This is a genomic window from Microbulbifer sp. ABM4_008 (genome assembly GCF_056311705.1).
Genome location: NZ_CM149970.1, coordinates 836119 through 861035 on the forward strand (window position 1 = coordinate 836119; position 24917 = coordinate 861035).

Below are 24917 nucleotides of genomic sequence, written 5' to 3' on the forward strand. Positions count from 1 at the left end.
CATTTTATGGTTGATAACAATAATTGCACTAATAGCTGATCTTCAGTAACTTAAGGTAAAACAATAACTGTCAGAGATTCTGCCTTTTTAGGTGTTTCATCTGCCATATTCATTCGGCGGATCTAGCCAAGCCGGGTAAAAGTCGTTATTTAATGGCTTTACTGCTTAGTTATCTTGGTAACTCCGCTCAGGGTGTGCTGCATATTGGTGCAATCTGCCCGGACAAATGATACTGCTCATAATTAAAAAAAACACAATAATCAGAGAGGACTAGCGATGACCCCGGAAGAAAAGTACGAGAAGGTGAAGGGCCTGCAACCTTTAGAGCTTCTTTATCAGAGGGAGGCGCAGCAGGCTGATACGGTCTTTCTTCGCCAAATGCAGCAGCGGCAATGGAGAGACTATACCTGGGGTGAGGTAATGGATCGGGCTCGCAGGATTGCTGGCTACTTGCGCGCTCAGTACGAGCCCGGTGATCGCATCGCTATTCACGGCAAAAATTGTGCGGACTGGATTATTGCGGATGTGGGTATCATGCTGGCGGGAATGATCAGCGTGCCGCTTTACCCAGGTCAATCTGTCTCCTCGATGACTTATGTTTTACAGCACTCTGAATCGAAGATGCTTTTCTGTGGGGCCACCGACAATAATGCGGCTCTACAGGAAGTTGCTGATATGCTGCCCTCGGTTGCTATCCAACGCTGTGAGATCCGTTGTGACCAGGATCTGGAAACCCTAATCAAAGAGAGTGAGCGTTTTGAGGAAAAGCCGACCTTTGATCTGGATGATATCTTTACGATCATGTACACCTCTGGAACTACAGGTAATCCAAAAGGGGTTATGCATAGCTGGTCTTCGGTGGTTTTTGTCTCCCCAAATATGATTCGCGGTTATGGAATGGATGAGAATGACCGTGTTCTTTCTTATTTGCCCTTAGCTCATGCCGCAGAGCGGATATTGGTTGAATTCCATTGTTTGTATTCTGGTACCCCAATTCATTTCCCCGAATCTCTGGATACTTTCCTGGAAGATTTAAAGCGAACGCGTCCGACGATGTTCTTCTCGGTTCCTCGCCTTTGGACCAAGTTTAAAGAGGGAATTGATGAAAAAATCCCGCCGTCGCTGCAAGAAGTACTGCTACGTATTCCTGGAATCAATACCTGGTTAAGAAAGAAAGTTCGCAATGGTCTGGGGTTGGATGATGCAGAAATATTGGTTAGCGGTGCGTCCCCTATTTCCATTGAACTACTGCGCTGGTACCACCGTATGGGAATGAAGGTGGCCGATGGCTACGGTATGACCGAGAATTTTATTTATGGTTGCTTTGCTCCGCCGGGGGAAGATCCTGTGCCGGGGACGGTTGGTAAGCCTTATCACGGCTGTGAAGTTAAGATTTCTGAGGAAGGGGAGATACTCTTTAAGAGCGGTTCCTTGATGAAGGGATACTATCTTGAACCGGAAAAAACTGCGGAGGTAATACGGGACGGTTATTACCACACGGGTGATTCTGGATTTATTGATAAGGACGGTCTGGTACATATCACTGGGCGTATTTCAGAAACCTTCAAAACCAGTAAAGGCAAGTTTATTCAGCCCAGCCGACTCGAAGGATTTTTTGGTAATGAGACAATGCTGGCCCAGCTCTGTGTTCTGGGGCACGGTATGGATCAGCCAGTAATGCTGGTGACTATCTCCGAGTCCGCTGAGAAATTACCACGTGGGGAAGTTAACGAGCATTTGCAGAAGCTACTGACTTCAGTGAATGATAAGTTACCGCAACATGAGCGGATTAAGACCATCTTTATTACCAAGGAAGAGTGGACTCCCCTCAATGAATTCCTAACGCCGACATTAAAGATTAAGCGAAAGGTACTTGAAGCTCATTATCAGCCTCTATTTAAACAACACGTGGATATCAAGGGGATTGTATGGGAGCCTCGCACTGCGGTGAGTGAGGGCTCAAAAGAGGCTTCACTTGAACCTGTGAGTTAATCGCCCCTGATTAATAAAAAGCCCGGTGAGTATTGATCCGGGCTTTTTTATTGGGTTGTTGGTTGTCTAGTCAGTGAGTGTAGCTCTGACAGTGCTGGGATTTTCCTGTCAGCCCAATTTGAATGCTTTCTGCTGAGCACTCGAAGTCATCATTAAATTTACAGTCTTCCATTTTGCAGGCACCAACGCCGGCGGTACGGGAGCTGCTTGTATGACGGGAGTTGGTGAAGAAAGTATCACAGTCGGGATCGGCACCGTCACCAATGGTAATTGCTCTGGCGTGGCAAGCATCATTGGCGTTATAAGCACATTGGCTGGCGGCACATCGACTGACTTCTGGCATATCGGTTGCGATAATCATGGCAGTCCTCTCCTTAATAGTAAGTTGGAGACTAGACCAGCATGGTTGCATGTCAATGAAAAACCACAGGGTCTGTGTGGTATTTTTATTATCAAGGTGCAGTGACGCTGTATATCAGAATTACTTTCTTAAGAAATAGTTTTTATTCTAGTTTGTTATTTCAGCTGCGTCTTTGTCCCAGGCCATTAAAGCCAGTTTCTCAGTCTCGCCTGGCAATACAATTTGCTTCTCGTGGGCTAGGCCGAGTTTTTCCAGTAATCGGATAGAGGGTTTATTTTCTGGTTGTGCAATCGCAAGGATTCGCGTTAATCCCAGTATATCCCTGGCGTACGTCATTACAGCTTTGGCTGCTTCTAAAGCAAAACCCTGGCCACGATAATCGGGTAAAAAGGCAAAACCAATATCGGCTCCATTGAGCCCCTCTCGCTTAACCAGTCCGCAGATGCCTATTGCAGTGCCATTGTTCAAGGACACTTTGTATATACCAAAGCCGTGCTCACGATACATGGCAATGGGACCATTTAGGATATAGTTGCGAGCCTCACTTTTTGTGCGAACTCCGCGATCGCCAATATTCTTTAGAAAATCGGCATCATTGAGTAGTGCCAGCATTAAACCGTTATCCCGGTCTTCATTAAGCTCTTGAATAGCCAGGTTGTCAGTTTCTAGTCGGAGCATTGGGACGGACCCTGTTTTTTCAGTTTCACTGATGAGGGAAGGCTCTGAGGTGAGAAGAATCGTAGTTAAATTAAATAGAAGGGGAGGCTGTGCCCCCTGGCAGGGGGCACAGTTACCACTTAGAAGCGGTAAGTCAAATTGACAGAGGCAGATTCAGTCGTTGGGCGGGAAGCGACAGTTGCGCTAACAGCGATAGCGTCAGCTGCTTGCCAGCGAATACCGGCAATCATACCCATGCCACCGTTGAAGATACCTTCGTCGACACTGGCATAGCTAGGCATGGCATTCATATTGCCTTCCATGGATTTTATACCCACTTCAATAGTGTCTTCTTCAGTACCGTTGGTGTCTTCATACCAAATTTCTGCATAGGCATTAATGGTATCCCAGCTCTTATTGGCGAAAGCACCAAAACGCATGTTTCTCAGGCGGCGCTCCTGATCACCGTAGTGCATACCCAGTGGGTCGAGCTCATTGCCACTCAGGTCGGTATAGGTAAAGCCTTCGATGGCATCTTCGGTGTAGCCATCTACATCCGTAGTTACCTTGGTAAAGCTTACAAATGGACCGAACTGGAAAGTTTCGCTATTGAGCAGGTTGGCACCGGCAGTAATACCCAAAGACAAGTTCTCGCCAGAGGTATTCCCGGTCAGGTTACCGTTATATGTGTCGCCCAGAGAGATAGAGCGGCTGACGTCATCGTAATCTACATCGGTCAGGGTCGCGTTACTTTCGACAAAGAAAATGTCGTAGTGCATGCGGCCAAAAACGCTGTAGTTGGTCGAGGTGGAATCAATAGCAAGCTGTGAATTATCCACATCAATATTGGAGCGGCTTACTGCAAAACCGATTTCCGCATTGTCGCGTACGGCAAAAGTCAGGCCGAGAATATTGGAGTAGCCGTCTCCCCTGACATTGGCGGTGTAATCGGTATCGTAGTCGACGTTACCCAGGGAGCTGCCGGCGAAAACGCCAGTCTGAGCGGACCGGTAACGAACACTGGCCAGGCTCTCGTCAAGGCTGTTGGTGTGGGTGCGAGTAGCCTGGATTGCGATATCTGGCAGCTGACCGGCAACCTGAGCAGCATTCACGATTGCGGTGTAGTAGTCACCGAGGATTTCCTGACCAATTTGAGTGGGGTGAACACTGTCGTTGAAGATCAGCTTGTCTGCATCGGGGTCGGTGCCGTTAATGCCATAAACGGAATGCTCAATACAGTCGTTGCCACTGCCGTCGTAACAAAACAGTTGGTTCTCTGAGGAGGACAAACCAAAGATGGTCGGGTTATTGAGGGCGACTTTCAGGATACCTGCCTGGTCAACCATCAGAACGCCGTCGATATTCTTGGCCTTAGCTAACAGTGCTGAGTTGAAGGTTTCAGAAGTGCTACTTGCTTCGAAAAGTATCTCTTCGAAGGCGGTGGCCAGCTGGGCATCCGCATCTTCCTGGCTCACTAGTCCAGCATCAACTGCAGCTTGCAGAGCCTCTGCATTGTCGCTGGAGTAAACGGCTTCATATGCAGCAGCGTAAACGCCAGGAGTTTTGCTGACATCCGGTACATTGGATACGAGGATGTAATTGGCACCTGCATCGGATAGGGCGCCAGCTGCGCTTGCCAGCATTGTTGATGCAACGTCCAGATCCGCAGTGACTTCTTCGATGGTTGAGGTGCCAGCGACGACATCTTCGAAACCGCTGAGTAAGTCGTTACCACCGCCGTTTACCCAATAGAGAGCGTTGTGATCAGCACTTCCCAGAGTACTTTCCAGGTAGCCCATTCCCAGTGGGTGTGGGTTACCGGAAGTTCCAGTAGTGGCTATAAGATCAGCAAAGGTGCCCTCAATGGCGTCGCCCATAGCAGAAGCTTGGGTCATCAGGTCAGCATAAGTTGCGGTATCACCTTCTGCCAGGGCAGCTTCGGCTTGGGCTACTAATTGGGCTGCAGTGGCCTGTTGTACCAGCAATTGGGTCAGGAGTTCGGAGTCCGGGTAGCTGGGAGTTAAGCCTTCGTCACCAGTGGTTGGCATCAGGGCGCTTAACAGGTTATGACGGCTCGGGTCAGCCTCCAGGCCATATGCCTGCAGGTAGGCTGCATAGTTGTCGGGACCGATGATATTCATCAGAACATCAGCTGCTTTGTGCCCGCCAACGGCCCAGCCTGTACCGGCATTGCTCAAGCCAGCAGCAATCTGAGCAGTAACGGAAGCTTCAAGTTCCTCTGCACTCAGTGAGGGGTCTACGGTGGGTAGGCAAAAGGAAGATTCCATACCTGCACAAGACGGAGTTACGGCACCCAGGCCCAGATTCTGGGATAAAAGACTAATGGCTACTTCGCGATCGTCGCCCCCATTAGTGAATACATCGTAGTTGCCGACATCGGTCAGGCTGTCACCGAAGGCGATAACCTGGGAAAAGGCTGCCTCTTTGGCAAAAGCCGCAGAGCTTGTCATTGTTGCGAGTGCTATGGCCGCTGCGAGGCTACGCTTGGCGTTATGCATGGTTTTCTCCTTGTCGCGGTAATCTCACACCCGCGGAGACATCGGGAGCAGTCCAGAGGAAACTACAGGGCGCGAGTCTTTATTGTTCTTTGCTCCAGTACTTCTAGGAAGCCGGGCAATCTTAGCGGATTTGACTATGACTTGAAAATAAGTCACAAATCATTCCGCAAATCCTGGTTGGCCTTTAAGGCCCCTTTAATAGCTTTTATTCGGCTGGCGCAATATTACTTAATGAGGGTTTCCCGGTAAATGAGGTTTACCCCTAGATATGCTCATTTTATAGGAAGCATTTTTTTATAATTTGATTTCTGTCAATGGCGAATTGTATCTGTGTGGTGGGGCTGGTTAATAGCTGCACTATTTGGGCAGAATGGTCATTAGATTTTGTATTTTTAGTAAAATGATGTAACTCGGGCATTGGGTGTTTATGGTTTATGGAAAAGGGAAGGTGTCTGTCCCTCAAGAAGAAATCGAAATGAGTGCGATACGCGCACAAGGCGCCGGTGGCCAAAATGTAAATAAAGTTTCCAGTGCAATTCATCTGCGGTTTGATATTCGGGCTTCTTCACTTCCACAGTTGATTAAGGATGGTCTTTTAAAGTTAAAAGATCGTCGAATCTCCTCTGATGGCGTGGTGGTTATCAAGGCTCAGAGGTTCCGAACCCAGGAGAAAAACCGCCTGGATGCCCTGGAGCGACTGCAGGAACTGGTGGATAAAGCTGCATTTAAGCCAAAATTCCGCGTGGCCACAAAACCCAGTCGTGGTGCCAAGGAGCGTCGCCTGCAAGCAAAAAGTCGTCGCTCTCAGGTGAAGTCAATGCGGGGTAGGATAAAAGACCAGCACTGATCCAATTGCCCGAAATATAGAGAATAATTTTTCTTGAAACTGTCTTTTTACTTGGTTCTTTGGTGCAAATTTCCTGGTGGTCTATAAGTCGAATAGGGGGCAACCGCTGCAAGCCTGCCTTTTGTAGGAGGCCTACTTTTTCCATTTATCATATGGTGCCAGTTTGGTAGTGATGGAGACCGGGATTAGAAATGGTTGATTCACGACAATAGATAGAGACAGGAATTAACCTCTGCAGATTAGGGCCCGCAGAGGTAATCTTGGCTCTTATGGGATTTTAGAGCAGAGTTACAGGTAGGGGGAACGGGCCAATACTTCCTGATACTCGGCTTCTCGTTGCATTAGTTCGAACTGCAAGCCAGTAATTTCCATCCCCAGTTCTGAATGCCTGACCTTTAGGCGAGCAATATCAGCGAGCAAGGTCACCCGCTCAGAGTTGTCGACTGTCTCATCTACCAATAAAGCACCGATCTCTGTCATATCATCGAGAATATGCTCTCTCGCCAGTTCCAGGTCATGAATTGCCGATACCAGTTCCTCGACAGCAGATTTGGCAAGAAAAATATCCTGGCCTGAATTGTATCCCCGCAAGAATAACCCTTCGAGGTCTGCGGGGCAGACCCCGTTATAGCTGTTGCCAGAGCGACCCTGATCAAAGCCGCGCAGCTCGGTGCAAAAAAGCTCCAGCCCTTCAGTTCGCCCATTGCGATAAGCCATTGTATTGACTGACACACCGTACTTTGCACAAGCCTCACGACGCCCCCCTAAATAAGAAATGTCTCGACCTGCTGCACCGTCTTCATACCCGATTGCCTGCCAGTCTGCGACATAGCATTCATCTTCGCTCATGGTGGCACATCCCGAGATCAATGAAACTAAAAGAAAGAGGAGTGCAATTTGAGAGGGAAATTTCACAGCGGTTATCCGTGTCGGTGATTTCACCAAAGCTTACTGTGAATTTCCTGACTGGAAGCTGAACTTTCTGTATTGCGTAAAATTATTCCATCGGATCTTTTTAAGAGAAGGTGGAGCAAGTAGTTAGCTACCGACGACTAGTCTGATGAAGTTAGCGGATCAGTAATTGGAAGGCTTACTCGATGGGCGATTTCGTTGGGATGACAGCTCTTGAGCTGTTGCATGGATACAGGAAGAAGTCTTTCTCACCGGTTGAGGTTACCGAGGAGTTACTCAATCAAATTGAGCGACTTAATAGGCATGTTAAGGCTTTTTGTTTGATTGACAGGGAGACAAGCCTCTCCTATGCGCGGGAAGCTGAACACCGCTATATGTCTGGTAATGCGAGGGGGTTACTTGATGGGGTGCCAGTGGCAATAAAGGATGTTTTCTACACACCGATGTGGCCAACGGTTTTCGGCTCCCAAATAATTGATCCAGAGACGACGCTGGGATGTGCGGCCCCTTGCATTGCGGCATTACAGCGCAACGGGTACACGCCAATAGGGAAAACCACAACACCGGAGTTTGGTTGGAAGGCGGTGACGGATAATGCCATAGACGGTATTACGAGAAACCCCTGGGATAGGGATAAGACATCGGGTGGTTCGAGTGGCGGGGCTGCTGTTGCAGTATCACTGGGATTGAGCCCTCTGGCTGTGGGGGCTGATGGTGGTGGATCTATCCGGATTCCTGCCAGCTTTTGCGGCACAGTTGGGTTCAAACCGAGTTTTGGGCAGGTTCCCCATTGGCCATTAGGTACCTTCTCCTCCCTAGTGCATGTGGGGCCCTTAGCATCGACGGTGGAAGACTGTGCACTGATGATGAATGTAATCAGTGAACCGGATCATCGGGATATCCGCGCAATACCACGTCGGAACATTGATTTCCTTGCAGCTACAGAGGGAAGGTTGATTGAAAGAACAGGAAAGTTGCGTATTGCTTACAGCCCCAGTCTTGGTTACGTAGAACCTGATCCCATGGTGGTGAGCAACGTTTCTGCTAGTGTAATGCACTTCCAGGAATTGGGTGCTGAAGTTGTAGAGGTTGACCCAGGTATTGATGATGCTAGTGCATCTTTTGGCTGTCTATTTTGCGCGGGGATAGCGAGCATCTTTAGGGCGATGGATAGTACCAGGCGTCAACTGGCGGATCCCCAATTGTTGGAGGTCGCAGAACAAGCGGACAAATTATCCTTACCTGATTATCTCGACGCGCTGAAGTGGCGAGATAACTTTGTCGAGCGATTACAGGAATTTTTTCTGAAATATGATCTTTTAGTGACCCCAACTTTACCCATTACCGCATTTAGTGCTGGGGCCAATGTGCCGGATAATAATCCAGGCTCTCTATGGTATTCCTGGACACCTTATACCTACCCCTTCAATTTATCAGGCCATCCGGCAATATCAATCAATTGCGGTTTTTCAGGGAATGGTCTGCCAGTAGGTCTGCAAATAGTAGGCAGAAAATATGCTGATGAGACCGTTTTATGTGCAGCCGCTGCTTTACAAAACCAGCAGGGATTAAAAAGGAGGCTTCCTGGTTGGGTAGATTCTGTGTGAGTTGCAATCTTAAAATTCTTCTTGTAGATCTAATTAAAATAAAGGGCTGAAAAACCCTTTAGTTCAGAAATTATTCCTAGTTCTATTTGCTATTAATAGTGTTTTTATATTCTATGTTTTTTGTGTATTTGTGATCCACTTAAAGTTTATTGCGGCTCTTACGCTGAAAGATGCCAAATTGTTTTAGTATTTATTTGAATGTGCTAGCTTTTCCTTGCCGGATTGGTCAATCCGGTTTTGTTTGTTCTCTCTGCGCTTTTCGAAATTCGAATAATAAAAATATTTCTGGATTGTCCGCGATTGTTTATAGGTATGGCCTGTAGTTCCATCCTCATTGATTTTTGTATTATTTGAATATTATTGAGATTCAAAACTGCTGTTTGTGCAGGCTTCTTGCATGTGTGTTTATTGCCTGCCTGTGTTTTTGAAATATCAGGGATTCGCAGGGGGCTAACTTAATGTGGAGAAGATAATGAAAAAAATTATTAGTAGGTCTTTAGTTGGGGTTCTTGCACTCCCCGGTGCTGTTATGGCAGAAGAGCTGTGGATAACTATAGGTAGTGATGGTTATAAAACCTTAAAGCAAAACAGTAGCCTGGTTGCCAAGCAACCACTCTCGATTCAAGGTGAGGAACGTAACGGAGTCACTATTCTAAAAGTTAATGAAAAGAATCTTTCCGAAATATCGACTCTGATGCATATCAACCATAACCGTTGTGGCGGCTTTATGGTACATGACTCATTGGAGGAAGCAGAAGCTGCCCAGATTTCATCGCTGACGACAACAGTGAATAACGTGATCGCTTACTCTATTGATAATGCAGATGTGGTTAACGCCCTGCAAGCAGAGATCTCAGAGTCTAATATACGGTCGACTATTCAAAGTTTGTCGAATTTTACTAATCGCTATTACACCACCTCAACCGGCGTGGATGGTGCTGAGTGGATCAGGGATGAGTGGCAGGCATTAACGAGTTCACGAAGTGATGCTTCTGTCGAACTTTATAGCCATAGTTGGGCGCAACCCTCTGTAATTTTGACGATTCAGGGGCAAACTGACCCGGATGAAATTATCGTGCTGGGGGCGCACCTGGATTCTACGGTCGGTTTTGGCACTGGTGAAGGTACGAGAGCGCCGGGGGCTGACGATGATGCGTCTGGCATAGCAACATTGACTGATGTCATTAATGCAATTGTCGCTACAGACTATAAGCCGGATAAAACGCTGGCTTTTATGGGGTATGCTGCTGAGGAAGTGGGGCTGCGGGGGTCAGATGATATTGCCAGCGATTACAAATCACAGAATAAAAATGTGATAGGTGCCTTGCAGTTGGATATGACTAATTACTATGGCTCAAATAGTGATATCTATATTATTGGAGATTACACCAATAGTGCCCAGAATAGCTTTCTTGAGGATCTGGCCCAGACCTACCTGAGCGGCCTCACTGTTGGAACAACTTATTGTGGTTATGCGTGTTCTGATCACGCATCTTGGTATAACCAGGGGTATCCGGTTTCCTTTCCTTTTGAGGCGACTTTTAATGGCTCAAACCCTTATATCCACACTTCAAGTGATACCCTCGCTAATAGTGGTGGAGATGCCAGTCATGCGGTGAAGTTTGGAAAGCTTGCTGCTGCCTATGTCGCTGAATTGGCCAAGGGTTATATAGGGGATGATCCGGGCCCAGACCCCGATCCGGACCCCGATCCCGATCCAGACCCCGGTGAGGAACAAACAGAAACCTTTAGTGGTGATGTGGGTCGAGGTTCGGAGGATCACTATGGACCTCTCAGTGTAACGCCCGGTACAGATTTTATCGCGGATATGACCGGTACTAATGATGCCGATCTATATGTCCGTTTTGGTGCGGCACCTACTTGGCGCTATTACGATTGTCGTCCCTATGAGGGAGATAGCTCTGAGAACTGTTCCTTAACCGTGCCAAGTGGTGAGAGTGAAGCCTATTTTATGGTGCGGGGTTACAGTCGCCTTGGATCGGATTATGAAGTTGACGTTACTTATACACCTCAATAGACGGTGCTGATTTCACCTATTTATTTTTTTAAGTGAATTCATTGCTGTCACTTTTGCTTCAGCCTTTCTAAAAGTCACGTTTGGCAGTTTTTGGTATTTGCTAAACGTGTACCCCCTCCTTTTAAAATAAATATCGCGACATTAATTTTTTGATTTGTTGGAAGTTGACATTTAATCGCGTAAAAGATCTACCCCAGGCGTGCACTAATTTCTGGCATGGATGCAATTTAACGGAACGTCAGTATGCCGCTTTTTTTGTTTAACCCCTGCACGGATCTAATTTGATGTGCATTGCTTTGATGAGTTATCCGGTGATGTTCTGTTTGATGTTAATAATGAGAAGAGAGGGTGGTGAATATGAAGCGTTACTTGTTGAGACCTTTGTCATTGGCGGTGGCAGTTGCGATTTTTAATTCTGGTGGGTATGCGATTGCTGAGGAAAAGGAAGAGGGCGCCTCTAATACTGCTGATCGGGCAATGGAGGAAGTGATAACCACAGGTACACGCAAAGAGGGTGTATCTCCCACCGAGACTCTTTCTCCGGTAGATGTGGTTGGCGGAGAGGACATTGCGGATCAAGCGAGCTTTGATCTTACTGAGTCCCTGGCAAAAATTGCCCCTTCATTTAATACGCAGAGATTTCCAATTGCTGATGGCACCGCTTTTATCCGCCCGGTGACTTTACGTAATTTATCCCCAGATCAAACTTTGGTACTGGTCAATGGAACTCGCCGCCATCGCTCTGCGCTGGTTAACTTGCAGCTTGCCCCCCTGGGCACAGTTAACCAGGGTGCCCAAGCCGTCGACTTTTCGGCGCTACCCTCTATGGCTATAGAGCGAGTTGAGGTTTTGCGTGATGGCGCTTCAGCACAATATGGCTCCGATGCGATTGCTGGTGTCGTTAACATTATCCTGAAGGATGATGCAGAGGGATTTAGCTTATCAGCTCAGACAGGGGAGTATTTTGAAGGGGATGGAACCCGGATGAGTATTGCCGCAAATACGGGATTTGCGCTGGGTAATGCAGGATTTATTAATGGCACCGTTGAATTCTCCCGCGCAGATAAAACCTGGCGCAGCGAAGCGCGGCCAGATGCGCAACAGGTAGGATCAGTTGTGGGAAATAATTTAGTACCACTGGATGGCTTGGGTCAGAGATGGGGTGATCCCGATGTTGAGTCCCTGAAGTTTTTTATTAACAGCGGCCTGGATATCTCTGATTCGGTAGAGCTCTATGGAAACTTCGGTTATTCACAAAATGAAACAATTTCTGACTTTTTCTATCGTGGACCGGTGCTCGACCCAGAACACCAGTTTACTGCGAGAGGTACCCTGCAAGTAGACAGCCCCAATGACCCCCTTGATCCGAATAGTATCGATTACATGCCCGACCCAGCTCCCCAGTCTTTAGTGGATTCTATTTTGGCGCAGGGCCTAAACCCCTCGGATTACCTGGTAGCAGATACTTCCAGCGACAGTGGGTACGTGTTGCGAAACCCAATTTATACTCAGTTCCCCGGCGGTTACAACCCTGAATTTGGTGCAGATATTTATGATATCGCTGCTGTATTCGGGGCGCGTGGAGAGCTTGCCAATGGTCTCTCCTGGGATCTACGCGGACGTTTGGCTGAAAATGAAGTGGACTATGTCCTGAAAAATTCAATCAATCCAAGTTTGGGTATTTTGTCTCCTACTTCCTTCAAGCCGGGAACCCTCACGCAGGAAGAGTCCAGCCTCAATGCGGATTTTGTCTACCCCATTGATGTCATGGCTTTTGCTTCGCCATTGAACCTTGCATTCGGCGCTGAGTGGCGTGAAGAGACTTACTCAATTGGTAGGGGGGATGCAGCGTCCACTGCGGTAGGCCCAACTGCTGCGTACTTTGGTGTGGGTTCAGATGGTTTTCAGGGTTTCCCGATTGAAGCGCTGGGCAGTTTCAGTAGCGAGAGTATTGCGGCTTATATTGACCTTGAAGCCGATGTGACTGAGGCTCTGACTTTGGGAGCGGCTTTACGGTTAGAGGAATATGATGAGTTTGGCTCGACATCGGATTGGAAATTGTCAGCACGGTATGATGTGAATGAACAACTGGCATTTCGAGCGACGGTAAATACTGGTTTCAGGGCGCCAACACCCGGACAGGTGAACACCTTAAATGTTACTACTACGACAGACTCCAGTGGCAACCTGATACCCAATGGAACCTATCCTGTGGCTCATCCGGTAGCGTCAGCGCTCGGAGCCGTTGAGCTGGAGCCGGAGGAATCCACCAGTTTCACCTTGGGTGCGGTTTTTGCCCCACTGGACAATACCAGTGTGACAATAGATTACTACAACATCGACATCGAGGATCGCCTGGCTCTGCGCAACAATGCCATCGGAGATGACGAAGTGATTCTGTTGCAAAATGCCGGTATAGAAAATGCAGCACTACTCAACGGCAGCAATGCAAACTATTTCGTCAATGCTTATGACTCGGAAGTGTCTGGTATAGATCTGGCAGTTACCAGTGATTTCGAGATTTTTGAAAGTTTATTGGTGGTGGATTTACGCCACAATCACAATCGCCAGGAAGTTACCAGTGTTACGCCAAATACCATCAATGCCTCACGGGTATTTGACCTGGAAAACCAAGTTCCCAGTGATCGAACGACTTTAACTTTTGACCTCGATACGGGTGATTTATTTGCAGGGTACCTGCGTTTTAATCGCTATGGCAGTTGGGAATCAACAGGCGGGTTGTTTGGTGCTGGGGATGCCAGTGATACCTATAGTTATGGCAGTGAAATTCTCGTTGATATCGAAGCGACGTTTACGCTGTATGAAAATTATAAATTGTCGTTGGGGGGCGAGAATATCTTTGACGTAATGCCTGATGATGAGCAGGAGCCCACGTTGCGATATCTCGGGGTACGTCATGCCCTCACATCACCATTTGGCTTTAATGGTGGTTATTGGTATTTACGTGCTAGCGCAGAGTTTTAAGCTGTATAAATAGGGGAGACTATTTAGCCTCGAGTCTTTTCCTGCTTTAACTCACAGCAGTAGCCCGGTAATTGTCCCGGGTTACTGTCTGTTCTCTTAATTGGTGAAGGGGATCTTCTCCAAAGTCTAAGTGCCAGTTTTTGTGAATTCAACACGGGCATTAAAATCGGATACGATTTGAGGTTCATCAGTGAAAACCCCATCAATACCTTGAGCTGCCAACAGTATCAAATCGTTGGGGTCGTTGACGGTAAATACGTAGTTCTTAAGCCCGCGCTGTTTTGCATCGGCTATTAAATCTGCATTTATAAAATCTACGTTCGTATGTAATGAATAGGCCTTTAATGGAGCAGAGCAGGCTGCAAGATCGAGGGGAACACCGGAAACCAGAACTCCCCGCCGAACCTCAGGAGCTAATTGCAGGCACTGGTACAACTGGCGGTGATCAAAAGAGGAGACGATGTATTGCTCGTAGCTTGCACCAGTATCCTGCGTAAAGGTGTGGATTTCATCCGCGAAAAGGGCTGCACAGTTAGGCCCTTTCAGCTCGATATTGAGTTGGGCACTATTTCCCACAAGTTCCAGGACTTCCCTTAATGTAGGGACCTTATTCCCGCAAGGGAGAGGTCTCTCTTTCAGGGCATCGGGATGCATTTCAGTGATGAGTTCAGAGCCCGCGATTAGGCGTCCGAGTCGCCGGTCATGCTTGACGAGAAGCTGCCCACCAATATTCCACACATCAATTTCGATACCCCCGACGTTGAGTTCCAACGCATGCCCGATTGCTTGGAGAGTGTTTTCACTGGCTCGCTGTTGATAGCCCCGGTGGGCGAAACAGAAGAGCGTAGTTGAAGTCATGGCTTATCAGTCCATTTTCATGGTTTGCTTCAGACTGCCCTTAAATTATTACGAGGTCACTAATGCAACACCAAAGTTTCTGCCAAATACTGGTTAATTGGCATTAAAAAATTATTTTTATAGCCTTTGGGTAGTGATTAGGCTCCAAAAAGTGAGCTGCTACTCTCCAGCCAATGCACGATAACAGCCTTGATGAAAGACCAGGGGTTCACCACCAAAAGCGGCAAATTCCAGCACCTCTCCAAGCAATATTGTGTGATCTCCACCATCAATGCACTGCGCGCGGCGGCAATGGAAATAGGCTGCACACTCCTCTAGGCGGGGTATACCATTGGGGCCTTCATACCAGTTGACCTGTCCAAACTTGTCTGCCCCTCGACCAGCAAATAGGTTTGAGACATGTTGTTGGTCTGCTCGCAGGATATGCACGGCAAAGTGCTCCCGGGTGGTAAATGCTTTATAGCCCATGGACTGCTTATCGATACTCCATAGAACCAGGGCGGGGTCCAGGGAAACGGAATTAAAGCTGTTAGCCGTCATGCCGGCAGGTTGGTCATTGGTATCCTGAGTGGTAATGACAGTTACACCGGTAGCAAAGTGGCCGAGGGTGTCCCGCAGTAGCCGGCTTTGCTCGGGTGACGGGGAAATCGTACGGCTTTTCTCTGTCGTCATACTAAGGCTACTTGTACCAAAACTTTGAAGGGCCGCCATTTTAAGGCAAAAGTTAACGGTTTGCGCGCTTTACCTCGAATAGCTATTAAAATAAGTACGATTATCAGTTATTTTTTGACTGTTCGTTCATAATTGGCTGGCACTCTTGGCTGAGCCGTTCCCGGAGGGCGATCGCACCACCGGTAAGGGCAAAACCGAGTAGATTGCCCTTTTCGTCGCGAAATTCGGCGCAAACCCCTGAATCTTCTATGTTGATTTGCCAAGTCCCCTTGGAGTCAGGGCTTGGCGGGCAAACGGTAGTTGGGTGCAGGGTTGTCTTTACGGCCACAGGAATAACGCCAAAGCAAACGGGAGTCAGATTTCCTGACAAAGTTTGTGCCAGACTCTTCGCACAGCTGATTAGGGGGGCGACAAAGAGTAGCTGATGGCCGTCTATTTCTGCGCAATCCCCCAGGGCGTAGATATCGGGATCGCTTGTTTGCAGATATCGATCTACAGCAATACCTCTTTGCACGGCTATACCGGCCATGGAGGCTAAGCCGGTGTTAGCCTCAAGTCCGAGTGCGGCGAGAACAACATCCGCCTCTATTTGCTCTCCACTACTCAGCTGGGCCCGGAAACCGGTGCTCAATTTCTCGATACCCTTTAATGATGAGCCCCCATGGAAGCGAACGCCATAGTCTTCCAGGGCCGTCTGCAGATCGCGCCCGGCGACTTCCGGCAGCAGTGTCGCCAGTGGCCATTGCTCCATGTCAACCAGATCCACTGCGAAGCCGGTCTGTACCAGATCGTTGGCAAATTCACAGCCAATCAAACCAGCGCCCAGGAGTAGTATGCGCTTGCGCCCCACCACGGCAGTGCGAAAACGGTGGTAGTCTCTGAGATTATTTATGCGAAAGATATGTGATTGGGCATCCCCCTCATAGTGGGGAAGTTTGCGGCACTTGGCCCCGGTTGCCAGAACTAGCTTTCCATAGGGAATCTTGGATACATGCTCTGCACCATCCTGCTGAATCGTCAGAGTTTTGTTTTGGCGATCTATATGTATTACCCGCGTGTGAACCAGAATTTGTGCATTGAGTTCGCTAGCCATATCTTCGGCACTGGAAGTGCTGAGTTGCTGTGCAGTCTTGCCGTGAGAGAAAGAGGCTGACAGCAAAGGCTTGGAGTAAAAAGCTCCATCATCGGCAGTGATTAACAGGAGAGGAGACTGGGGGGTAAGCTTGCGAAACTCTCGCGCCAGATTATACCCGGCCAGCCCTGTGCCAATAATAACTAAAAGTGCTGAGGTTGTAGTGGTTGTTTTTTGGTTGGCTGAAGGGGACGGGGCGATGGGGGCTTGGCCTACAAGAACCATATCAAATTCTTGTTTACTAACGCCGCATTGAGGGCAATTCCATTCGTCGGGAATATCCTCCCACCGAGTACCAGGAGCAATGCCATCTTGTGGACATCCCTCGGCCTCATTGTATGTCCAGCCACATACCATACACTCCCAGATCCGGAAGCCATCATTGCTAGCTAAGCTGGCTTGAGTGGTATCGGCGCCAATCTCCAGCATGGAGAAATCTTGTTTGGCTGCACCACACTCCGGGCAGTACCAGTCTCCAGGTATATCTTCCCAGCGAGTACCGGGAAGAATTCCATCCTCGGGCCAACCTTTGGACTCATCGTATATCCAGCCGCAGTTCTGGCACTGCCACTTTCTGTATGCCGACATGTTTCTCCACCAAGCAGGGTCGAGCCCGATAAATAAATACCGGGGCTTTCCCATTTATAGCGGTAAAAACGAAAGGAGTTGTGGTTGGGCGGTATTATTCCGTGCTGCGCTGGGCGATTTTACTGAGAGCACTTTGATAAATATCAGCAATTTCCCCCGGGTGCTTGATTGAAATACCCAAATCGTGCACCAGGCCATCCTTGAGTCCATATACCCACCCATTGACGGTCAGTTCCTGGCCCCTACGCCAGGCATCGCGGACAATGGTGGTCTGGCAAACGTGTATTACCTGTTCCAGAACATTGAGTTCGCACAGTAAGTCTGTGCGTTGCTGTTGCTGGAAAAGATCTATCAAGGTGTGATGCTTATCCCTGACATCCTGAATGTGTCTCAGCCAGTTATCGATCAGGCCAAGTTGCTCGTTATTAAGTGCAGCCTGGACACCGCCGCAGCCGTAATGACCACAGACAATAATATGTTTTACTTTTAGGATTTCTACAGCGTACTGCAGTACTGAAAGGCAGTTCAGGTCTGAGTGGACTACTACATTGGCAACATTTCTGTGGACAAAAAGCTCCCCGGGTAATAGGCCGACAATTTCATTCGCGGGAACGCGACTATCAGCGCAGCCAATCCAGAGGTATTCAGGGCTCTGCTGCTCAGACAGTTTAAGGAAAAAGTCAGGCTTATCTTCGCGAGTTGCCTCTGACCAATGTTGGTTGTTCTCTATTAAATGATTAAGCGGGTGCAATGAATCTATCCTGATGTGACCGTTTGGACAATTAGTCAGCAGGATAGCGACTTTGTTCGTGCGCGCCAAGTGTATCTGGTCTAATCTAAAAAGATGACTATTGCCTAAAACCTGGTCTAAAAAGGAATCTAAGATCATGGGAAGAAAGAAAAGCGCCATTCCCAGAAGGCGGCAGAGGGTTTCCAGGCACTCGAATTCAGTGGGGCGGCATCGCTTGAGAGTGCGTCAATTGCTTGCAAGACGGACGCGTTTGCGTAGCTATTTACAGCATTTTCCAGTGGATGAAAAAGCCAATATCGAGGCGGTACTGGAAAAGAAGGGTGCTGAAGTTACGGAGTAAATCCGATATTGTACCCTCTGTTGTCCACGCTGCATCAGAGATCTATAAGTGAGGTGGATAAGTTGGCTGTATAAGTGGTTAATAAATTACATTCAATAAAGCAGTTGAGCTAATGGAAAAGTAAAAAGAGAATCATATGGTGTTGTCAGGTTGTAATGTAGATATTGATTTAAAAATTAGTTTGGCGAATTATGATGACTTGCATGATGCAAAAAGCATAATTGCTTTAATGGAAGAGTATGCACTTCATCCATTTGGTGGTGGTGAAGCTCTTTCTGATCATTGTCGAACAGGGTTGGTGTCGGCACTAAATGAATTTCCTGGAGCTTTTAGTATTTTAGCATATCGAGATGGTAGAGCTGTTGGTCTTATTAATTGCTTTACTGGTTTTTCCACTTTTTTATGTAAACCTCTTATTAATATTCACGATGTTGTTGTTAGTGAATCTGCACGAGGTTTGGGCGTTTGTACGGCTATGCTGGGTTTTCTTGAGAAAGAAGCAAAAGACAGAGGTTGTTGTAAGTTAACCTTGGAAGTTCTACAAAAAAATTACACTGCGCAGGCTGCTTACCGTAAGACTGGGTTTAAACCGTACGCCATGGATGAGGAGTTCGGTCAGGCCGAATTTTGGCAGCGATATCTTTAATATTCACCTTTTCAAATTTGTAGTCATTGTATGGGGCTATCTTCCGATAAGCCGTGGCTGTGATCTGAAAGCTACGGCTGACCAATACTGTTAGATATTTTATTGGTAGCTGCTGAAGTGCGATGTACCCCAATTATTAGTTCCATAGATTAGGTCTGTAGCCCTGAGACTTTACTGATTGATAATATTAAAAATAATGTCCATACAAACGGTGGTAGCAGTAGATACGCAGAAGCTTTTTGTAAGGGGGTGTTTCTTGGGGTTTTGGGTGTTTTAAGAGTCCTAAATACCAATATCATATTTCTTGACTTCGGTGACGCTAGTACGTGAAAGCTGGTAGGAGAAAGCGATATTTATAGGGATCTAATGGTTGTATTCCAGCAACATCATGGATACCTAAAGATATTGTCTCCGTAGCTCTTCTAAGAGAATTAGTAGTTGAATTAGCGATCCTCTATTCAAACAAATTTCTGACATGCTGTTGCGTCTAATTTTACTCGCCATGAAAGCCATTCACTTTGCTGTACCAGCAAGTTACTGGTTTCGATGAGTGATATGGATAATGATAAAATTCGAGAGTTTTCTCTTTGGTCATGCTCAAGAATTAAAGGCTACCAAATATATTTGGATCATTCCCCCGGAAATCCTGTGCTGCTAGCTGGAATTTTGTGCTTATGTGATGTGGGAAAAGTTATTTGATGTTTATTGCGCCAGCTTGACGTTATTCCGCTTAAATAGCTTAAGTTTCTTTTGGGTGAATGAGAATAAAAGAAGAGGCTGTAAGTACTTTTGTAGATATAGGTTTTCCAATGATTGATAGTTGGTTCTAGGTCAGGAGTTACCTGGAATTTTGGCGAGCCTAATTTCTGGATACCTTAAATGAACCTCAGTAGTGCTTTATATAAAACGTTCACTCTATTGGTGCATCCGGCTGGAAAATTCTTCAACTACTTCAGGTTAAGTCATTCACTTTGGAGGTATTTCAGCTGTTTCATAGTTTTCCCCTATTTTTAAATCCTTGTGTTGGTCACTGTCTCCATAGTGTTTGGCTAAAGGAGGCGTAAAAAACGAGGTTAGCCTCCCTCCATGTGCAATACTTTTTGGGTACTGGACCGCCGGTCTGATGTACAGCGAGCAAGGAGGGAACCTGCGATGCGTTTAAATTCAACTTTGGCTCAGGGTCGCTATCACTATAGTTGTGATGGCAGGGAAATGCCTGTGCAAGATAGTTGGCAGTTAGGGAATGATGAGCAGGGGCGACGCTCGCTTGTCAGTCGGCGCTTAGTCGGGGACCAGGGGTTTGGTATCGAAGTATTTGCTCTTTTGGAAGGGGGGCTAGTGAGTGAGTGTGTTGTGCATTGGCGAGATGAAGTTGATGAGGTGAGCGCCCACTACAAGTTAATTCCAGAAGAGGGAAAGAGTCCTGCGATAGGTGATGATATTCAAGCCAGCTGGACAGGCCCCAATGGCCCTCAGCAACTCAACATCGAAGGGGAAGAGCGGCTATTGTTTCCACTGATGCGGGTTTTTATGGGGCCTGTCTTGTCGAGGTTGGTACAACATGAAAATGGCCTGGAAGTTGTATCCCCTGATATCGTCGATCCATCTCAGCGGGGTAAGTTGCTCTCTCCTAGGGTGAGCCATCGCACGGCAAGATCAATGGCGGGGGATGTTTCGAGCCAGAAGGCTCAGGAACTGGGTTCCGATATTATTGCTTACATTTACCAGGGTGATGAAGCTGAAAGAGATGCCCATTGCTATGTTGATAGTCGGAGCCTGTTAGTGGGGTACGATTGGCCATCTAGTACTGGTCGCCTGTGGCAGGTTCGGCTGAGGGACTTGGAGTGGTCGTCGAGCTTAAAAGGACTACTTTAGCCCAGCTTGAGGAAACTTTATAACCACTATTGGTCACACAAATAGGCTCAAATGGAGATTCCTGTTTCTATACCTGTCACTATTTAGTTTTCTGTTCTATCTAAGCTGAAATTAGAGCTTATCTAGCCTGATTGGCTGTCTTGTCACGATAATCGCAAAATTATGTAGTGGGACTTGTAATCCTCTCCAGTGTAAGCTTGCATCACGATTGCAATAAATGACTGGGGGAAAGCGTTTTGTCCTACTATCGAAGAAGGGTTTTTGCCGGGCTCACATTACTTTCTTCTGTTGGGTTAGTTGCACAGTTGCCAACAGCTTTAGCTGAAGAGGCGCCAGAATCAACTTTTTCTATGGATGCGGGAGAAAACCTGCAGACCCACCATAAGCGCTGCTTGAACGAGCAAATTCTTGTTTCGGATGCCGATGTCACGATAAGGGAAATTCGACGTATCTGCGCTGAAAGAGTCAGAGCTGAACTGACTCTTGAAGAGGATCCGGTGATAGCGGACTTTATTGTCGACGAGTATGAGGAAGACCTTCCGACAGATGAAGTATTGTTAGGGGGGAGGGCTCAGGCTATCAGGGATGCTGCCAATAACCCTTTTACTTTAGCTTCCCATAAAACTAACTACGTGCTGCCAATGGTCTACAATCCAGCCCCGGAAGAGGGAGGGCTGGCAGACATTGAAGGCCTAGCTGAGGCAGAAGAGTTGGATAACGTCGAAGTTCAATTCCAGCTTTCTGTGCAGGTGCCTATTTGGCGGGGTTTTTTGGGGCAGGCTTCTGTACTGAGTGTCGCCTATACAAATCGCAGCTTTTGGCAGGCGTACAACTCCGATGACTCCGCTCCCTTCCGTGAAACAAACCACGAGCCGGAATTGATTCTGAGTTGGCTCAATGACTGGAGTCTATTTGGTTGGAATAATGTAGCTAACCAGGTAGCGATTAACCACCAGTCAAATGGGCGTAGTGAACCCTATTCCCGTAGCTGGAATAGAATATATGCGAATTTCATTTTTGAGCGGGATAATTATTCAATCAGCCTAAAGCCCTGGTACAGGGTTCCTGAAGATAAGGATGATGATGATAATCCGGATATTGAGCACTACCTGGGGCATTTTGAACTAGGTGGGCGATACCGCGATGGAGATCACACGGTTTCACTGATGTTACGTAACAATTTGCGCTCAGATAATCGTGGTGCAGTGGAGCTGACCTGGGGCTTCCCTCTCGGGAAACGCGTTGATGGATATATCCGCTATTTCAATGGTTACGGAGAGAGCCTCCTTGATTATGATGAATCAGTGCAAACTTTAGGATTTGGATTTGTATTAGCCCAGGGGTTTTAACCTTAACGACGAGGGCGTACTCGCAATGAATAGGCTCTCGTTTTTCCCTTCTTAACCTGACTTGTTATCAGGGTTTGTTCATGGCCTTTGATGATAGTTACCGCTTGAGTGCCCATGCGGTAATCACGAATACTGGTGGAGAAGTACTGCAGCTGAAAGCGACTTATGCTGAGCGTAGCTGGGGCTTGCCTGGCGGAGCATTAGACCCGGGTGAAACTGCCCATGAGGCATTGGTGCGGGAGTGCCATGAGGAACTTGGACGAGAAGTTCGAATAGAGTATCTAAGTGGCATCTACTACCACAACGCATTCAATTCACATGTTTTTATTTTTCGAGCCCATTTCATTAAAGAGGGTGACTATATTCTCTCTGATGAACATTCCCAATGGGCTTACTTTCCGCTTCACCAATTATCCCAGGTACAGCGTCACAGGGTCGAGGATTGCCTCACGTTTAATGGTATTGTGCGTAGCGCAAAGTTCTAACTTTATTATCTTCCTTGGCAATAGATCTGGTATGCCTGGGTACATTTGGCGAAAATCGCCAAATGTAATGTAGTCGCAGAATTCCCCTCCCTCCTACATTAGTATTTGCCCCCTGGTGTTTATTGCCCTGGAATTCCAGAGCCACCGCAACTCGCGGGGGCCTTATAAAAGTTAATAAAATCAAATAGTTGAATAATTGATACAGCAAGTTGTACTCACCTACAAGCTATGCTGATGGATAAGAATTATGGGTTTGGAATTGAAGATGCCTGAGTTGGGCAACCTAAACGAAAATAGCCTTGAATTAGAGTGTCGGGTCGCTCTGGTCAGTTCTGATAGCAAATTGGCCAATGAGTGGATTACCGCTCTCAATAATACGGCAGCAGTACACGACAATCCTTTTGGTCTTCATTTTGAAGCCGTAATGCCCGCAGATGCTGAGAGGTTGGCAAAAGAAGAGGATTCCCTGCAAGCGGTCATTGTCGATGGTGGCAGTGATGGGCAGAGGCTGGATGCTGCAGATGAACTCGCTGACCGAATTCACGCTTTGCGTTCCCAGCTTAACATCTTCCTCGTAGCCCACAGTGGTTTTGCTGGAACAACTTCCAAGCCGGGCAAATCCAGTTCAAAATCCCTGTCAAATTTGCGTCGCCGCTTCGATGAGTTGTTCGACCGCCGTGAGGGCAATTTCAACCATATGTTCCGCTTGGTGCAGGCGTTTATTGCTCGAAGAGCTTCGACTCCTTTTGCCGACACTCTGAAAGAATACGTATTCTCAGCTCGGGATGCGTGGCATACACCCGGCCATTCTGGTGGTGACAGTCTGCGCAATAGTCCCTGGGTGGGGGATTTTTATCGCTTTATGGGTGAACATATCTTCAATACAGACTTGTCTGTATCTGTTCAAGTTTTAGATAGTTTACTCGAGCCCCACTCGGTTATTCAGGAGGCGCAGGATCTAGCGGCTCAGGCTTTTGGAGCTCGCCATACCTTTTTCCTGACCAACGGCACCTCTACCGCGAATAAAGTGGTTATTCAGCAAATTCTTGGTGGTGGCGGAAAAATTATCGTTGACCAAGCGTGTCACAAATCAGTTCACCATGCGATTGTGATGAATCGCTGTGAGCCGGTTTACCTGAAGTCTGTACTGCATCCAGAATTTGGAATTTACGGGCCGGTAAAGCGTTCGGATATTGAAGCTGCCCTGGATGAGCACAGTGATGCGCGCCTATTGGTAATTACCTCCTGCACCTATGATGGATTACGTTACGACCTTAAGCCAATTATCGACTACGCCCATGAGCGTGGAGTGAAAGTGCTGGTGGATGAAGCCTGGTTTGCCCATGGTTTCTTCCATCCCGAGTTGCGGCCTACAGCACTGGAGTGTGGGGCAGATTATGTGACCCAAAGCACCCACAAAATGCTGTCGGCCTTTTCCCAGGCCAGTATGATCCACGTGCAAGACCCGGACTTTGATGAATTCCGTTTTCGCGAAAACCTGAATATGCACGCCTCTACCAGTCCTCAGTACGCAATGATTGCGAGCCTAGATGTGGCGCGGAAACAAATGGCGATGGAGGGGTATGGTCGTTTGAAGCAATGTCTAAAGATGGTGGAAATTTTACGTAATGCCGTTAATGAGACAGGTGTGTTCCGCGCGCTAACACGTGATGACTTGATTGCTGACCCACTTGCCAGTGATAACATTCGCCTTGATCCCACCAAGGTGACTATTGATATTTCCAAGAGTGGTTACTCTGGCAATGAAATGCAGATTAAATTGTTTGATCAGTATGGCATCCAGGTGGAAAAGACCACCTACAATACCATTACTGTGCTTGTAACCCTCGGTAGTACAGAGAGCAAATTACTTCGCTTGATTCATGCTCTTAAGCAATTGGCAGGAAATACTCACAAGCGTATTCATATCGGGTCGCCGAGGCGTTTGCCAGAATTTACCCGTTTTACATGTTTACCGGCAGATGCTTATTTTTCGGAAGCAGAAGAATTGCCGCTGATGGACAACGGCACAGAAGCTATTGAGAACCTGGTTGGCCGGACCAGTGCAGATGAAATTGTTCCTTATCCGCCAGGTATTCCGGTCCTTGTGCCGGGACAGGAAATTTCAGCCCAAATAGTACAGTTTTTACAGCAGCTACTTCAGGGGCAGAATACGACAGAAATTCACGGTCTTATTTTCCGCTCTGATGAGCCGATGCTAAGGGTCGTTAAGGAAGCCTCCAAGGGCAAAGCTGAGAAAGTGCAGTCTTCTGGAGAGAAAAAGAAAGGAAAATAGTAAAACT

General features: G+C 47.4%; 19 protein-coding genes. 11 read left to right on the top strand and 8 right to left on the bottom strand.

The features are described from left to right. Positions 1–276 precede the first annotated feature (276 nt). Complete coding sequence (locus ACYX4J_RS03620) at positions 277–1992, top strand: AMP-binding protein (protein ID WP_476177914.1); 1716 nt, start codon at positions 277–279, stop codon at positions 1990–1992. Positions 1993–2062: 70 nt separating this feature from the next. On the opposite strand, the gene ACYX4J_RS03625 is transcribed toward ACYX4J_RS03620, so the two are convergent. The 3 genes from ACYX4J_RS03625 to ACYX4J_RS03635 form a co-directional block, all read right to left on the bottom strand. Continuing rightward, positions 2063–2353: a DUF1540 domain-containing protein gene (locus tag ACYX4J_RS03625; protein WP_413663139.1), complete on the bottom strand. Its 291-nt coding sequence runs from the start codon at positions 2351–2353 to the stop codon at positions 2063–2065. Between the two features lie 147 nt (positions 2354–2500). Further along, positions 2501–3031, bottom strand: coding sequence for a GNAT family N-acetyltransferase (locus ACYX4J_RS03630; RefSeq protein ID WP_476177915.1), 531 nt, complete (start codon positions 3029–3031; stop codon positions 2501–2503). Between the two features lie 119 nt (positions 3032–3150). Then, on the bottom strand, positions 3151–5529 hold the full coding sequence (locus tag ACYX4J_RS03635; RefSeq protein WP_476177916.1) for an autotransporter domain-containing protein: 2379 nt from the start codon (positions 5527–5529) through the stop codon (positions 3151–3153). A gap of 427 nt (positions 5530–5956) precedes the next feature. Here ACYX4J_RS03635 and arfB point away from each other — a divergent pair, with 427 nt between their 5' ends. After that, positions 5957–6376: an alternative ribosome rescue aminoacyl-tRNA hydrolase ArfB gene (gene arfB / locus ACYX4J_RS03640; protein WP_413663136.1), complete on the top strand. Its 420-nt coding sequence runs from the start codon at positions 5957–5959 to the stop codon at positions 6374–6376. A gap of 288 nt (positions 6377–6664) precedes the next feature. Here the strand turns inward: arfB and ACYX4J_RS03645 are convergent, their stop codons facing one another. Then, the gene (locus ACYX4J_RS03645) at positions 6665–7225 is read right to left on the bottom strand and encodes a DUF2799 domain-containing protein (protein WP_476177917.1); all 561 of its coding nucleotides are present in this window, start codon (positions 7223–7225) and stop codon (positions 6665–6667) included. Between the two features lie 248 nt (positions 7226–7473). Between ACYX4J_RS03645 and ACYX4J_RS03650 the strand changes: the two genes are divergently transcribed. The 3 genes from ACYX4J_RS03650 (at position 7474) to ACYX4J_RS03660 (ending at position 13918) form a co-directional block, all read left to right on the top strand. Continuing rightward, positions 7474–8895, top strand: a complete 1422-nt coding sequence (locus ACYX4J_RS03650) for an amidase (protein ID WP_476177918.1) — start codon at positions 7474–7476, stop codon at positions 8893–8895. 472 nt (positions 8896–9367) lie between these two features. Beyond that, a complete protein-coding gene (locus ACYX4J_RS03655; RefSeq protein WP_476177919.1) occupies positions 9368–10933 on the top strand; it encodes a M28 family peptidase in 1566 nt (521 codons plus the stop codon). Positions 10934–11290: 357 nt separating this feature from the next. Continuing rightward, positions 11291–13918: a TonB-dependent receptor plug domain-containing protein gene (locus ACYX4J_RS03660; protein ID WP_476177920.1), complete on the top strand. Its 2628-nt coding sequence runs from the start codon at positions 11291–11293 to the stop codon at positions 13916–13918. A 126-nt stretch (positions 13919–14044) separates the two neighbouring features. Here ACYX4J_RS03660 and ACYX4J_RS03665 read toward each other — a convergent pair whose 3' ends face one another. The 4 genes from ACYX4J_RS03665 to can all read right to left on the bottom strand — a co-directional run bounded on the left by ACYX4J_RS03665 (position 14045) and on the right by can (position 17919). Beyond that, positions 14045–14776, bottom strand: coding sequence for a glycerophosphodiester phosphodiesterase (locus tag ACYX4J_RS03665; RefSeq protein ID WP_413663131.1), 732 nt, complete (start codon positions 14774–14776; stop codon positions 14045–14047). Between the two features lie 159 nt (positions 14777–14935). Continuing rightward, the gene (locus ACYX4J_RS03670) at positions 14936–15448 is read right to left on the bottom strand and encodes a flavin reductase family protein (protein WP_475709507.1); all 513 of its coding nucleotides are present in this window, start codon (positions 15446–15448) and stop codon (positions 14936–14938) included. Positions 15449–15551: 103 nt separating this feature from the next. Continuing rightward, on the bottom strand, positions 15552–17168 hold the full coding sequence (locus ACYX4J_RS03675; protein ID WP_475709508.1) for an FAD-dependent oxidoreductase: 1617 nt from the start codon (positions 17166–17168) through the stop codon (positions 15552–15554). A 94-nt stretch (positions 17169–17262) separates the two neighbouring features. After that, the gene (gene can, locus ACYX4J_RS03680; RefSeq protein WP_413663129.1) at positions 17263–17919 is read right to left on the bottom strand and encodes a carbonate dehydratase; all 657 of its coding nucleotides are present in this window, start codon (positions 17917–17919) and stop codon (positions 17263–17265) included. Between the two features lie 136 nt (positions 17920–18055). On the opposite strand from can, the gene ACYX4J_RS03685 reads away from it, so the two are divergent. The 6 genes from ACYX4J_RS03685 to ACYX4J_RS03710 all read left to right on the top strand — a co-directional run bounded on the left by ACYX4J_RS03685 (position 18056) and on the right by ACYX4J_RS03710 (position 24910). Continuing rightward, on the top strand, positions 18056–18259 hold the full coding sequence (locus ACYX4J_RS03685; RefSeq protein WP_444934032.1) for a hypothetical protein: 204 nt from the start codon (positions 18056–18058) through the stop codon (positions 18257–18259). Between the two features lie 136 nt (positions 18260–18395). Next, positions 18396–18905 (top strand): GNAT family N-acetyltransferase, encoded by a 510-nt coding sequence (locus ACYX4J_RS03690; protein WP_475709510.1) that lies wholly within the window; start codon positions 18396–18398, stop codon positions 18903–18905. Positions 18906–20057: 1152 nt separating this feature from the next. Further along, positions 20058–20780, top strand: coding sequence for a hypothetical protein (locus ACYX4J_RS03695; RefSeq protein ID WP_413663126.1), 723 nt, complete (start codon positions 20058–20060; stop codon positions 20778–20780). 236 nt (positions 20781–21016) lie between these two features. After that, complete coding sequence (locus ACYX4J_RS03700) at positions 21017–22129, top strand: phospholipase A (protein ID WP_413663125.1); 1113 nt, start codon at positions 21017–21019, stop codon at positions 22127–22129. Between the two features lie 80 nt (positions 22130–22209). After that, entirely contained in the window at positions 22210–22614 is a 405-nt protein-coding gene (locus ACYX4J_RS03705; RefSeq protein WP_413663124.1) for an NUDIX hydrolase, read from the top strand. A gap of 247 nt (positions 22615–22861) precedes the next feature. Continuing rightward, positions 22862–24910 carry an aminotransferase class I/II-fold pyridoxal phosphate-dependent enzyme gene (locus ACYX4J_RS03710; protein ID WP_476177921.1) on the top strand — a complete coding sequence of 683 codons (2049 nt, stop codon included), beginning with the start codon at positions 22862–22864 and terminating at the stop codon, positions 24908–24910. Positions 24911–24917: the final 7 nt, after the last annotated feature.

Coding starts and splice junctions, on each gene's coding strand:
- ACYX4J_RS03620 (WP_476177914.1), top strand. CDS start 277: ATGACCCCGGAAGAAAAGTACGAGAAGGTGAAGGGCCTGCAACCTTTA.
- ACYX4J_RS03625 (WP_413663139.1), bottom strand. CDS start 2,353: ATGATTATCGCAACCGATATGCCAGAAGTCAGTCGATGTGCCGCCAGC.
- ACYX4J_RS03630 (WP_476177915.1), bottom strand. CDS start 3,031: ATGCTCCGACTAGAAACTGACAACCTGGCTATTCAAGAGCTTAATGAA.
- ACYX4J_RS03635 (WP_476177916.1), bottom strand. CDS start 5,529: ATGCATAACGCCAAGCGTAGCCTCGCAGCGGCCATAGCACTCGCAACA.
- arfB (WP_413663136.1), top strand. CDS start 5,957: ATGGTTTATGGAAAAGGGAAGGTGTCTGTCCCTCAAGAAGAAATCGAA.
- ACYX4J_RS03645 (WP_476177917.1), bottom strand. CDS start 7,225: ATGAGCGAAGATGAATGCTATGTCGCAGACTGGCAGGCAATCGGGTAT.
- ACYX4J_RS03650 (WP_476177918.1), top strand. CDS start 7,474: ATGGGCGATTTCGTTGGGATGACAGCTCTTGAGCTGTTGCATGGATAC.
- ACYX4J_RS03655 (WP_476177919.1), top strand. CDS start 9,368: ATGAAAAAAATTATTAGTAGGTCTTTAGTTGGGGTTCTTGCACTCCCC.
- ACYX4J_RS03660 (WP_476177920.1), top strand. CDS start 11,291: ATGAAGCGTTACTTGTTGAGACCTTTGTCATTGGCGGTGGCAGTTGCG.
- ACYX4J_RS03665 (WP_413663131.1), bottom strand. CDS start 14,776: ATGACTTCAACTACGCTCTTCTGTTTCGCCCACCGGGGCTATCAACAG.
- ACYX4J_RS03670 (WP_475709507.1), bottom strand. CDS start 15,448: ATGACGACAGAGAAAAGCCGTACGATTTCCCCGTCACCCGAGCAAAGC.
- ACYX4J_RS03675 (WP_475709508.1), bottom strand. CDS start 17,168: ATGTCGGCATACAGAAAGTGGCAGTGCCAGAACTGCGGCTGGATATAC.
- ACYX4J_RS03685 (WP_444934032.1), top strand. CDS start 18,056: ATGGGAAGAAAGAAAAGCGCCATTCCCAGAAGGCGGCAGAGGGTTTCC.
- ACYX4J_RS03690 (WP_475709510.1), top strand. CDS start 18,396: ATGGTGTTGTCAGGTTGTAATGTAGATATTGATTTAAAAATTAGTTTG.
- ACYX4J_RS03695 (WP_413663126.1), top strand. CDS start 20,058: ATGCGTTTAAATTCAACTTTGGCTCAGGGTCGCTATCACTATAGTTGT.
- ACYX4J_RS03705 (WP_413663124.1), top strand. CDS start 22,210: ATGGCCTTTGATGATAGTTACCGCTTGAGTGCCCATGCGGTAATCACG.
- ACYX4J_RS03710 (WP_476177921.1), top strand. CDS start 22,862: ATGGGTTTGGAATTGAAGATGCCTGAGTTGGGCAACCTAAACGAAAAT.